Annotated in this window: 9 protein-coding genes; 2 read left to right on the forward strand and 7 right to left on the reverse strand. The window is 70.8% G+C overall.

Features of this window, described 5'->3' with window-relative positions; genetic code table 11:
- Positions 1-243 precede the first annotated feature (243 nt).
- The 7 genes from AB0L40_RS23035 to AB0L40_RS23065 all read right to left on the reverse strand — a co-directional run bounded on the left by AB0L40_RS23035 (position 244) and on the right by AB0L40_RS23065 (position 9713).
- Positions 244-1728, reverse strand: a complete 1485-nt coding sequence (locus AB0L40_RS23035) for a hypothetical protein (protein WP_364360273.1) — start codon at positions 1726-1728, stop codon at positions 244-246.
- Positions 1725-4928, reverse strand: coding sequence for an ACP S-malonyltransferase (locus AB0L40_RS23040; protein ID WP_364360276.1), 3204 nt, complete (start codon positions 4926-4928; stop codon positions 1725-1727). The genes AB0L40_RS23035 and AB0L40_RS23040 overlap by 4 nt, the downstream gene beginning before the upstream one ends.
- 215 nt (positions 4929-5143) lie before the next feature.
- The gene (locus tag AB0L40_RS23045) at positions 5144-6553 is read right to left on the reverse strand and encodes an MFS transporter (RefSeq protein ID WP_364360279.1); all 1410 of its coding nucleotides are present in this window, start codon (positions 6551-6553) and stop codon (positions 5144-5146) included.
- A gap of 102 nt (positions 6554-6655) precedes the next feature.
- On the reverse strand, positions 6656-7366 hold the full coding sequence (locus AB0L40_RS23050; protein ID WP_364360282.1) for an NAD(P)H-dependent oxidoreductase: 711 nt from the start codon (positions 7364-7366) through the stop codon (positions 6656-6658).
- Between the two features lie 40 nt (positions 7367-7406).
- Positions 7407-7763: a metalloregulator ArsR/SmtB family transcription factor gene (locus AB0L40_RS23055; protein WP_364360285.1), complete on the reverse strand. Its 357-nt coding sequence runs from the start codon at positions 7761-7763 to the stop codon at positions 7407-7409.
- 50 nt (positions 7764-7813) lie between these two features.
- Positions 7814-8410 carry an ANTAR domain-containing protein gene (locus tag AB0L40_RS23060; RefSeq protein WP_364360288.1) on the reverse strand — a complete coding sequence of 199 codons (597 nt, stop codon included), beginning with the start codon at positions 8408-8410 and terminating at the stop codon, positions 7814-7816.
- A 46-nt stretch (positions 8411-8456) separates the two neighbouring features.
- Positions 8457-9713, reverse strand: a complete 1257-nt coding sequence (locus AB0L40_RS23065) for a sensor histidine kinase (RefSeq protein ID WP_364360291.1) — start codon at positions 9711-9713, stop codon at positions 8457-8459.
- A gap of 109 nt (positions 9714-9822) precedes the next feature.
- Between AB0L40_RS23065 and AB0L40_RS23070 the strand changes: the two genes are divergently transcribed.
- Complete coding sequence (locus tag AB0L40_RS23070) at positions 9823-11310, forward strand: cytochrome ubiquinol oxidase subunit I (protein WP_364360294.1); 1488 nt, start codon at positions 9823-9825, stop codon at positions 11308-11310.
- Positions 11311-11321: 11 nt separating this feature from the next.
- Positions 11322-11944: cytochrome d ubiquinol oxidase subunit II (locus AB0L40_RS23075; protein ID WP_364360297.1), on the forward strand; the 623-nt coding region annotated here is incomplete at its 3' end.

The raw sequence follows: 11944 nt of genomic DNA on the forward strand, positions 1-11944 counted from the left end.
GCGCCGCCGCGGCGACCGGCACCGGGGTCTTCGTGGTCGCCGCGGCCGGGACGCTGGTGACGGCCGCGGCGCTCGTGACGCTGCGCGGGGACGCGGGGCGGCTGCCGCCGGCGCCGGAGCGGTGAGGGGCGTCAGCCCCGCCGCGCTCGCGTGATTCCAGCAGCGAGATTGCAGGGGCGCGGGTCGACATCCCGCGGAGCGACGTCGAACCGGGCCCGGTCGGATCGGGTCTGCCGTCCGTGGTCAGCGTGGCCCCGGCCGATCACGATCGAGTTCTGGAAACACGAACGTCTCGAACAGTTCGGTCTCGCCCGCGTCAGAACCGCGCATCCTCAGGGCGTAGCTGAGCAGGGCATGATCGACCATCGAGATTCGATCGCCCTCTTCCCGGCCGCCCTCGGAGAGGTTGTCGACGACCCAGGCGATGGCCGAGCGACCGTCGTAGCGTTCTCGCGGGGTGAAGATCAGCTCTGCGGCGCCGATCTCTCCGAGGACGTTGAGCACATAGCTGACGGGGAACGCTCGGTTGACCCGGTCGACGGCGCGGTCCAGGTCGGGAAACGAATCGACCATGCGCTCCAGCGCGGCGTCGGGAATCAGATCCATCCGGCCCGTCATCATCGCGAGCTCGATGATGTACGGATAGGCGTTGCCCCTGGGTGAGTAGTTCTCTCCGGGATCGACGACATCCAGGACCGTCACGACATCCTCCATGAAGACGTCCAGGTCCGGCAGCTCTTCCGGCAGCCGCCCGAGGTTGTGCAGGGCGATGACGTAGTACTGCGCCATGTGGACTCGCGTGTTCCAGGGGATCTGGCTCATCAGATCCTTGGCCACGGCCAAGGCGTCGATCGGCCGCGTCAGGTACTCCGCCCGGCCGCACATCGCGACGGCGTTCAGCATCGTCAGCAGGGGGTAGACCTTCTTCCACGGAATCGTGAGGTGGTTGTCGAACGCCGGCCAGTTTCCGATCTCGTCGGCGCGGGTCAGATACTCGAGAACCTCTTCCATGTAGTCGCGGTCACCGTCGAAGATGTGCTCCGTGTAGCCGAGCAGCGCGACCACGGACATCAACATGCCGGCCGATCGCCCGCAGAAGTACGGGATGGGGATGCGCTCCAGCAGGTCGAGCGCCTCGACGACGTGGTTGCGCTCGGCGGTGACAAGGCGGTGGTGCTGGCCCAGTTGCCCGATCGCGAGGAACACCGCACTGGAAGCGAACACCCGCTCGTACTCTCCGTGACGCCCCTGGTTCTCGTCCGCGATCTGGTCCGGTGTGATGTCGTCGAGCATGGCGAGCGCCTCGACGACGAAGTCGAGGTCGTCGTTGACGAGCATCCTCGTCAGGTCGAGCTTGGCGAACGCGTCCATGAGGATGCCTGCGGCCATCGCTCGGTAGTAGGGGTTGGGAACCGATCGGACGGATTCCAGCAGCGGCCCGACAGCAGGCTCGATCCAGCCGCGGTCGCTGTCGGGGTCGGTCACCTGCAGTGCGAAGGTCCCGATCGCTCGGCAGAAGCGCGTATAGCCGTCGGAGGGCGACACCTTCGCCACCAGCTGGTCGAAGGTGTCGCGGATGTGCCCGGCGACGATCGGGTCACGGTCGATGGGGTACTGACCGAGCCCGATTCCGCGGAGCATCCGGCTCCAGGGGGTCGCGATCATGCGGGATTCGTTGGACAGGTCGCTCAGCCCGGAGATGGGCAGCGAACGCGGGATGGAGTTCACGAGCAGAGCCCTCCGGTCCCGACGTTGCGGGGTTTCTGGTCGACCACGGCCGTCTCTCCGTTCGCTGGGACCACCGGGAGTCCGAGGAACTCGAGGCGGGTGCCTTCGAGCATCTCGAGCGACCAGTTCAGCCATTTGATGCCTTCGGCGTAGATCGCGACCGGCCGTCGTTGCGTCAGCGGTGTGTCGGTCAGGGACCCGTCCACTTCGGCGAGGAAGTGAAACGGAGGCATCGCGGCGAAATGCGTGCCCATGGTGAAGACGAACCGGGTCAGCCAGTGCGGGTCGTCGCGGTGCTGGGCGGCGTTTGGGTCGTCGAGGTCGTAGACCGAACGCATCACCCGGGCGAAGTGCGCCTCCATGCCGGTCTGGTCGGTGACCCGTTCTTCCCGCTCGAGGACGTCGCGGACGTCGTAGGCGCGTTGGTAGGGATTGCCGGCCCGGAATCGGATGTCGACGGTGGGCGCGCCGTTCACGATGCCTGTATCGAGCTGGAACTCCTCGTAGTGCATCTCGTCGTAGTGGCCGATCGAGTTGTGCCACGGCTTGTTGTCGTACATCGGGTCATCGCGGGTGTCGGCCCCCTCGCTGCGGTAGCCGATGGCGCGCGGGTCGAGGAACATCACCCCGATCGACTCGGCGGTGATCGCTCGCAGCGCCGCGTCGACGTCGGCGGGACGTGCACCGGATTCGACGACTCGTTGGGCGGTGTGCAGCGGTTCGAGGTTGACGACCTTGATGTTCTCGGTGTTCGTGTCGCCCATCACCAGGGCGTGAAACCGCGGTTCGAGGACCGCTTGGAACCCCGGATTGCTGCGGAACGCGGCGAGCAAGGGTCGGATGTTGCGAAGGGCTCGCCCGTTGATCACGATCCGGTCCGGTTCGAGGAGCCACGGCCCGAAGGTGGCGGGTGCGGTGCGTCGACAGAGGTTCAGCCGCTGCTCGATCTTGGTGAAGTACTGCTCTTCGAGCGTCGCGCCAGGCGCGGGTCGGCGTCGCACCGCGTGGACGTCCCGGTGCAGCACCTCGAGGATCACCTCGTAGACGCGGGCGACGACGGCCGACGGCGGACTGGTCCGTTCGACCCAGCGGCTGATCTCCTCGCCGGGGACGTACGACATCTCGTAGATGAGCTCCCGGAACGCCCCGGACCGTCCCGCGGCGAGGTACGTCGGAACCGGGAGCTCGCGAGCGGTGATGGTCCCGACCTGGGGGAACAGCCGCCCGAGCGACGGGGGCAGGGCCTGGAGGTACTCCGCCTGTCGTTGCGCCTTGGTGAACGGCGGCAGCATCACCCCGGTTCCGGAGGGATCCCAGCTGACGGTGGTGAGCGCTTCGCTGAGGACCTTGCGCACCCGGATGCCGGGGGCGGCGTCGCGTTCGAAGAACATCGTCATCGACTCGCTGCCGCCGGCGCCGAAGCCGACCACCGTCTCGCCCGGCTCGATGTACGCGTTCACCGTGCTGCTGAGGATCTTCCGGTGCTGGGCGTATCCGAGCACGTGCTCGCGTTCGTGGGAGCGCCCCAGAGCCGCGCGTTCGTCAGCGGCGTCCAGCGCCCGGTTGAGCCCTTTGCGCCACAGCTCTGCGGGGACACGGACGGAGACGACCTGCGCTTGATGTGGGGTCGACCGCAGCCGGTACGACGCCAGCACGGAGCCGAGAGAGACGACGAGGCAGGCTCCGTTGACCTGCACGAGTCGTTCTGGACGATCCAAGGCGGCGTTCCGGAACACCCGGACGGTTGCGTCCTGCAATTCTCGCCGGGTCCCCAGCGGCACCCCGTCGGGGGAGAGCACCGACATCGCGGCGTCACCGATCTCCGGCAGGAACCTGTCGAGCGCCGCGTTCAAACGGTCCGGGTCGGGTTCGTGGTCGAACGACAACGCCACCAGCGGGACGATGCTGGCCGGCGTCGTCGCCTGCGCTGCCGCGAGCGACACGAGCCACCCCGCCCGGTCGGTGCCGGCGAGGTTCGGGTCAGTCTGAACGGCCAGCGCCGGACGGTGGATCCGCAGCAGCTCGAACAGGGCCAGCCGGTGCACCACGAAGCCGACGGCGGCCTGGACACTCACCAATCCCCAACCGGTCATCCGCAGCCGCTGGCCGACGGGGACCAGGTCGGCGCGGATCCGATCCGCTGCCGGTTGTGCTCGGGCCAGCCCCCGTGCGGCCTTGACGATCTCGTCGGCGCGGGTGTTGGGGGGATTCTCGAAGTGGAACACGAGCGATTCGGCGTGACCGGGCCCGTCCAACGAGACCAGCTCGATCCGGCCGTCGGGATGCAGGACCTCGAGCTCGGTCGCGGCGTGCCCGAGCGTCGACGCCTCGCCGTTCAGCCGTTTCTTGACCCGAGCACGCGCGACGAGCGAACCGTCGGCGACGTCGATGTCCTCGCGGTGGGCGAGGGTGCACTGGAACAGATCGAGGAAGCGGCAGAGCCCGCTCAGGTCGTCTCGACGAGGGCGGCTGACCAGATCGGTGATCGCGTCTCCGATCAGGCGCCGCACCCAGATCAGCTGCAGCGGCGACGCAGGTCCGTTGAACACCTCGCGCAACAGGCCCAGATGGTGTGTGGCCATCGGCGTACCCGGCGACCGCAGCTCGCGCAGTGCGGAGCGGAGGGTCTCGGCGATGCTGATCGCGTCGAGGACGCTCGCGTCGTCCGTGGCCCACGCCGTCGCCGGGGTGTCGACGCCGTTCGCCGCAAGCAGCTCCTCCAGGAACTCGTCCTGATCGTCAGCCGCCCCCGCGTCCGATGCAGAGGCGAGAAGCATCAGCGGCGTGAATGCCTCCGCGATGCGGACGCCGTCGCCGACGGTCAACGCTCCCGAGGCGACCGCTGCGCTCAGCACTCCGAAGCTCTCCCCGGTGAACCCCGTGAAGGAGCAGCGCACTCCTCGCGTCGCCGCGAGGTCCTCGAACCGGCGTGCCAGCGCCAGGTTCGCGGCCAGCAATCCCGCACCGATCCTCCCCTGCCTGCGCAACCGATCCGTCGGCAGGACGCCGTCGAGCAGCAGCTCCGCTCGCGTCGCCGGCTCCCGCAGGGCCGAGGCCGCTTCGTCCACGAGGGCGAGCGTGCGCGGGGTCGCGCCGTTCAGGATGACCTCCGCCGCCCCGCGGTACGCGTCCCGGCTTCCCAGCCCCGGAAAGAATCCCACGAGCTTCGCCCGCGCCGAGCCCGCGTCTTGGACCTCCACGGCGGACTCCTCGGGCACGTCCTTCGCTCGAACGATGGTGGCCCCGCCGTTCCCGTTCCCCTCGTTCATGTCCTTCTCCTCTTGATGTCACAGTGGATGAAAAGTGATGCGTGGTTCCGGCAACGGTGTGTGTGTGTTTCAGCCAACGAGAACTTCCGCCCCTCAACGCGGAATTCCGCACCGCTTGCCGTGTGCGTCGAGGGGCGGGCGAAGACTCACTCCGGTGCCGGAGACGCGGGGAGACGCATGAACACCCCGACGAGGACCGCGGTCACGACGCAGATCGCCGCGTTGACGCCGATCGCGACCTGGATCCCGGGCAGGAGCGTCGAGGCCGCGAATGCGGTGACGAGGGAGGACATGACGGGTGTGCCGAGGGTGATGCCGACCTGCTGGCTCATGGTGATCAGACCGGTGGCCAGGCCCTGCTGCTCGTGCGGGACCTTGGCGGTGGCGGTCACGGTGTAGCCCACGATCGCCACGAGGTTCGCCATCCCGCCGATGAACGTGACGATCAGCAGCGGGATCACCCAGCCGCGACCGTCGGAGACGAAGGCGAGCGGAAGCGTCGCGGCGCCCTGGACGAGGAGACCGACGGTGATCGCGGCCTTGGCGTTGATCTTGCCGATGACCCTCGGCGCGATGAGTCCGCCCGTCACGGTGCCGACGCCGAGCCAGGCGAAGATCAGGCCGGCGGTGACCGCGCCGAATCCGAGGGTCTCCTGCAGGTAGAGCGTCAGCGGGAACACCAGCGAGGTGAAGGTCGCGAACGCGAGGAGCCCGGCGAGGTTGCCCCAGGCGACGTTGCTGCGCTTCAGCAGCGCCAGAGAGACGAGGGGCTCGGCGACGCGGGACTCGATCGCGAAGAAGATCGCGAACAGGATCACCGCGGCGATGAGCGGACCCCACGCGCCGGGGCCGCCCCAGCCGGTGTTGCCGCCGGTGGTGATGCCGAAGACGAGGGCGATCAACGCCAGGGTGATCGCGATCGCGCCCGGCGTGTCGAGGCGGGGGCGGCGTCTGGTGGGACGCTCGCTGATCACGAACGGGGCGATCGCGAGGACGACGACGGCGACGACGACGTTGATGAAGAACGCCCACCGCCAGCTCACCAAGCCGGTGAACACCCCGCCCAGCGCGGCCCCGGTGGTGAAGCCGGCGGCCATCAGCGCGCCGCGAAGACCGAGGACGCGGTCGCGAGCCGGCCCTTCGTCGAAGGTGGTGGTGAGCAGCGAGAGCGCCGCCGGGAGGACCATCGCGGTGGCGATGCCCTGACCGGCTCGGGCCGTCAGCAGCGTCGCCTGGCCGTTGGCGAAGCCGGCGACCAACGACGTGACACCGAGCAAGGCCATGCCGATGAGGAACAGGCGCTTGTGGCCGTACAGGTCGGCGACGCGACCGAAGAACAGGGTGAAGCCTGCGGCGCACAGCGCGAACGTCGTGACGATCCACTGCAGGCTCGCCGTGCCGAACCCGAGGTCTCTGCCGATCTGCGGCAGGGCGACGTTGAGGACGGCGAAGTCCACGGCGAGGGTGAAGTTCGCAGTGAACAACACGGCGACGGCGAGCCGCTGACGTGTGGTCAATCGGTCCGCGACGGGGGTCGCGAACGTGGCGGTAGTCATGGAGAGGGTGCCCTTCCTGGTGCGGTCTCCTGAAGGCGAGACCGTCTCGGTTGTGCGGCAGACGGGCTGGACGCCCCGTCGGCCGCTCGTTGGGGTGGGGGATCAGCGAGTGGCAGCGGGAGCGCGAGAGCGCGCGGTCACCGCGACAGGGCGATCGTCGAGGGTGCTGAACGCGCGGCCCACGTCGCTGAGCGCTTCAGCGCGCTGAACGTCGTCCAGGTGCGCTGGGCCGTAGGTGATGACCGGCTCGAGTGCGTCGTAGCCGACGAACTCCAGCATCCCGCGGTTGATGTGGAAGAGAAAGTCGTTGACGTCCCCGAACGCCCCGCGACGCGTGAACGCGTCGGCTGAGCCGCCGGTGGTCGACAGGACCACGGCCCGGCGGCCCGCCAGAGCGGCCCCCTCGAACAGCCCGAGGTCGCCACCGCACACGCCGCCCATGACGAACACGCGATCGAGCCAGCCCTTGAGGATCGCGGGCAGGGAGAACCACCACAGCGGGAACGACAGCACCAGGAGGTCGGCGGCCAGCACCCGGTCGAGGTCGCCGCGCACGTCGGCGGAGAGGGTGCCGCTGCGGACGGCATCCCACTGGCTCACCTGCGGTTTGAACGGACCCTCGAACGGCCGGAACTCCGCGCGGTCGAGCACCGGGGCCCACTGCTGCTCGTACAGGTCGATGACCTCGACGGCGTAGCCCTGGGCGATCAGGGTGCGACGTGCGACCTGCGCCTGCGCGGTGGTGAACGAGGCGGGCTCCGGGTGCGCATGCACGATGAGGGCCGAGACGCGGGCTGCGGGAGGCGGGGCCATGGCCCAATCGTATTATAAAAACGTGATTTGTCGATACGTCTTATGTGGCTCTCGTCACAGATTCCGCGACGCGACGCAGGAGCGCCTCGTTGCGCTTGTAGTGCGTCCACTTGCCCACGCGGGTCGAACTCACGAGTCCGGCGCGTTCGAGGGTGATCAGGTACGAAGAGACCGTCGACTGCGCCAGCCCGCTCTTGGCCTGGATGTGACTGACGCAGACCCCGACCTCGGTTCGGTCGGCGATCGGCTCGTACGCGGCGAACTCGGCCTCCGGATCGCGGAGCCACTCCATGATCTGCAGGCGCACCGGGTTGGCCAGGGCCTTCAGCGCCTCCAGCAGCTCGCCGCTGGGGAGTCCGTCGCCGTCCGTCATGGTGCCCGCGCTCTCTCGTGACATACCTACGAATCAGCATATCTCGATCCATCTGGGTGGTGCGCTGAGCCGGGTCAGCCCCCGCCGCGCCCGCGCGCCTCGAGCAGCGCCCGCTGGTCGACGATCGACTGCGCGACGTCGGCCAGGCGCAGGTTGCGGTCCCGCGCGGTGCGCTGGATCCGCTGGAAGGCCGCGGGCTCGTCGATGCCCAGGGCGCGGATCAGGATGCCCTTGGCCTGCTCGACGACCTTGCGGTCCGCGAGCGCCTGGCGCGCGCCGGTGACCTCGTCCTGCAGGGCCTCGTGCTCGGCGTGGCGGGCGGCGGCCAGGCGCAGCGCGGCGTCCAGCTGGCGGTCGTCGACGGGCTTGGTGAGAAAGGCGTCGACCTTCGACGCGATCGACCGCTCGACGAGCTCGGGCGCGTCGAGGCCGGTGAGGACGACGACCGGCCGGCGCAGGCCCGTCGCGGCGAGCGTCGCCGCGAGCTCCAGGCCGTCGGCGTCCTCGAGGTCGACGTCCAGCAGGTAGAGGTCCGGCGCCTCGTCGGCGGCGAGGCGCAGGACGTCGGCGCCGCGCGCGGCCGGGCCGATGACCTCGTGCCCGAGCCGCTCCAGGCGCTTCGCGATGCCCAGCGCGATGATCGGGTCGTCCTCGGCGACCAGGACGCGCATCAGCGCTCCCCGACGGTGTGCCGAGCCGAGGCCGGTGGCGTGTGCATCAGCGTCCCACCCCGTTCGCGGCCCGTCCGCCGGTGGACGTCCGACGCGCGTCCCGGTCGCCGGTCTGGCGGGCCGGGTCGTGCTCCGCCCCCGCCGTCCGGTCCCGCTCGAGCGTGAACCGCACGGCGATGCCGTCCGGGGTCGACTCGAGCGTGCCGCGCAGGCCCTGCTCGACGACCTGACGGACGAGCTGGAGGCCGAGGCCGGGCGACGCCCAGCGCTCCGGCGACGGCCCGGGACCCTCGTCCGCGACGGTGATCCCGGCGATGCCGTCGGTCACGGCCAGCGCCACGCGAACCCCGCCCTGTCCGTGCTGGTGCGCGTTGGTCACGAGCTCGTTGACGACCACCCCGACGTGCTGCGCCTGCTGGAACGGCAGCGCGACCGGGGCCGCGTCCAGCGTCGTCCCGCCGGGGTGCGCGGCGTCCACGACGGCGGTCAGCAGCTCGTCGGCGGGGACCCGGCCGCCGCTGCGGGACGCGAGGACGGCGTGGACGGCGGCGATCGAGCGGATCCGCGCGCCGGCCTGGTCGAACGCCTCGCCGCCGGCGGAGCCCTCGGGCCGCGCGAGCATCAGCAGGTCGGCGACGACCTGGAGCGAGTTCTTCACCCGGTGGTGGCCCTCGGCGAGCATCGCGCCCTCGAGCTCGGCCCGGCGGATCGCGTCCGTCCGGGCGCGGGTCTGGCGGCGGATCGCGCCGGCGAGCTGCCGGCCGAGCGCCGCCGACGCCGCGAGCAGCACGAGGTGCAGCGCCGCCTCGGAGCGCGGAAGCGGATCGACCGCGAGCACGGCGGCGACGACGAACGTCGCCGCGGCGGCCCCGAGCCACGGGACGAGGCGCCGGCCCTCGTGGACCATCGCCAGGAACGGCACGACGAGGAAGAACAGCAGGTCCAGCCGGGCGGCACCCCCGGCGGTGATGACGAGGCCGCCGACGCCGCCGAGCAGCGCCGCCGACCAGACGTTCAGGAGCAGCCGGCCCCGCCGGGTCGGGAGGATCCGCGCCCACGGCAGCAGGCCGAGCCCCGCGTGCCCGGCGGCCCCGAGCGCGGTCGTGACCAGCACGACCGGCTGGTGCTGGACGGGCAGCCCGACGGCGATCCCGACGAGCACCGCGACCACCGACAGCCAGCCGAGCAGCGCGGCGGCGCGCACCGCCTCGATCAGCGCGTCGGACGAGGGATCGCCCTGCGGGGAGGCCGTGCGCGCCGCGGATGTGAGACCGGGCGCAGAGGCGATGGAGGTCGCTCCCACGGTGCTATCGTCGCAGACGGTCGCTCTCGCTCGGTGACCAGGGTCCTGTCGCCCGTCCCAACCCTCGCCCCTGCTCTGCAGAGGCCGGACGGATCGCAGGAGACCCTTCGTGCCGACCCTCACCACCGAGCCACTCGCCTCGATCGCGCTGGACCTGTCGCGCTGGCAGTTCGCGCTGACGACGCTGATCCACTTCTCCGTCGTCGCGGTCTCGATCGGCCTGACGTTCCAGGTCGCGCTGATGCAGACCCGCTGGCAGCGCACCGGCGACGAGGTCTGGCTGCGCCTGACGAGGTACTACGCCAAGGCGATGCTGCTGTGCTTCGGCGTCGGCGTCGTCACGGGCCTGATCCAGACGTTCCAGCTGGGCATGAACTGGGCCGGCTTCTCGCGCTACGCCGGCGACATCTTCGGCGCGCCGCTGGCGCTCGAGGGCCTCGGCGCGTTCTTCGTCGAGTCGGTCTTCCTCGGGCTCTGGGTCTTCGGCTGGGGACGGCTGGGGCCGCGCGTCCACCTCGCGTGCCTGTGGATGGTCGGGATCGCGACGGGGATCTCGGCCTTCGCGATCCTCACCGCCAACACCTGGATGCAGGGGCCGCGCGGCTACGAGATCGTCGACGGCAAGGCCCGGGTCACCGACGTCTGGGCGATCTTCTTCAACGTCGACGTCGGGCTCGCGTTCGCGCACGTGATCCTCACCGCGCTGCTCACCGGCTGCGTGGTCGTCCTCGGGATCGCGGCGTTCCACCTGCTGCGCGGGCGCGACGTCGACGCGTTCACCCGCGTCGCCCGCCAGGCCTGCACGATCGGCCTGGTCGTCGGGACGGCCGGCATCCTCGCCGGGCACTTCCAGGGCGTCCGCGCCGTAGAGCGCCAGCCGATGAAGATGGCCGCCGCGGAGGCGCTCTACACGACGGCGTCGCCGGCGCCGCTGTCGCTCTTCGCGATCGGGCCGCTGCGGTCCAACCCGGGCGAGCCGAAGTTCAACGTCAAGGTCCCGGCGCTGCTGTCGCTGATCGACGACTTCTCGGTCAGCTCGAAGGTCCGCGGGATCGACGAGCTCCAGCGCGAGGCGGTCGCGAAGAACGGGCCGGGCAACTACATCCCCAACGTGCCGCTCCTCTACTGGAGCTTCCGGATCATGATCGGCATGGGCACCGCCCTCGTCGGCCTGATGGCGCTCGGGCTGCTGCTCGCGCGGCGCGGCCGGCTGGCGACGTCGCGGTGGTTCCTGCGCGGCGCGATGGTCGCCGTGGCCGCGCCGTTCCTCGCGCAGATCGGCGGCTGGGTCCTGCGCGAGGGCGGCCGGCAGCCGTGGATCATCCAGGGGCTGTTGAAGACCGCCGACGGCCGCTCGGCGAACGTCGGGGCCGTCGCCGTCGCGGTCAGCCTCGTCGTCTTCCTGACGATCTACCTCGGGACCGTCGCGATGGCGCTGCGGACGATGCACCACGAGCTCGCCGACGGCCTCGGACCGGAGCCGCAGGACGACGACCACGGCGGCGGACCGGAGCCGGGCAGCGGCACGCCCGGCGACGACCGCCGGCACCAGGACGGCCGCCGCAGCGCGACCGCCGACCTCGCCCTCAACTACTAGGACGGCGCGCCATGCACCCGACCGACCTGCAGACCACGTGGTTCGCCCTCCTCGGGCTCGTCTGGACCCTCTACCTCGTCCTCGGTGGCGCCGACCTCGGCGTCGGGATGGTGCTGCGCCGCGTCGACCGGGCGACCGCGCTGCGGTCGATCGGTCCGACCTGGGCGACCAACGACGTCTGGCTCGTGATCGCCGTCGCGGCGACGCTCGGGGCGGTCCCGGGCTGGTACGCCGCCTGGACCTCGGGGCTCTACCTGCCGCTGACGGCGATCCTCGCGGCGCTGATGCTGCGGCACGCCGCGATCGAGCTCGTCGGTCACGCCTCGCCGGCCGCGGCGCGACGCTGGACGGCCGTCCTCGTCGGCACCAGCGGCGTGCTCGCGTTCGGCTGGGGCGTCGTCTGGGCCGCGGCGCTGGACGGCTCGCTCGCCGCCGGCGGCGACGGCGGGCTGTCGGTCCTCTCGCCGACGACAGCCGTGGCGGGTGCGGCGGCCGTCGCGCTCTGCCGGGTGCAGGGGATCGCGTTCCTGCGCCTGCGCGTGCCGTCGATGCGCGCGGCGCTGCCGCTGCTGCCGAGCGCGGCCGGGGCGACGCTGCTGACGACGCTCGCGGCGGCGGTCGTCGCGTCCCGGGC

Origin of the sequence: Patulibacter sp. NPDC049589 (assembly GCF_040675535.1) — a bacterium.
Classification (GTDB): domain Bacteria; phylum Actinomycetota; class Thermoleophilia; order Solirubrobacterales; family Solirubrobacteraceae; genus Patulibacter.

Excerpts from the sequence above, each read along its gene's own strand:
- AB0L40_RS23045 (WP_364360279.1), bottom strand. The coding sequence starts at position 6,553 with ATGACTACCGCCACGTTCGCGACCCCCGTCGCGGACCGATTGACCACA.
- AB0L40_RS23050 (WP_364360282.1), bottom strand. The coding sequence starts at position 7,366 with ATGGCCCCGCCTCCCGCAGCCCGCGTCTCGGCCCTCATCGTGCATGCG.
- AB0L40_RS23055 (WP_364360285.1), bottom strand. The coding sequence starts at position 7,763 with ATGTCACGAGAGAGCGCGGGCACCATGACGGACGGCGACGGACTCCCC.
- AB0L40_RS23060 (WP_364360288.1), bottom strand. The coding sequence starts at position 8,410 with ATGCGCGTCCTGGTCGCCGAGGACGACCCGATCATCGCGCTGGGCATC.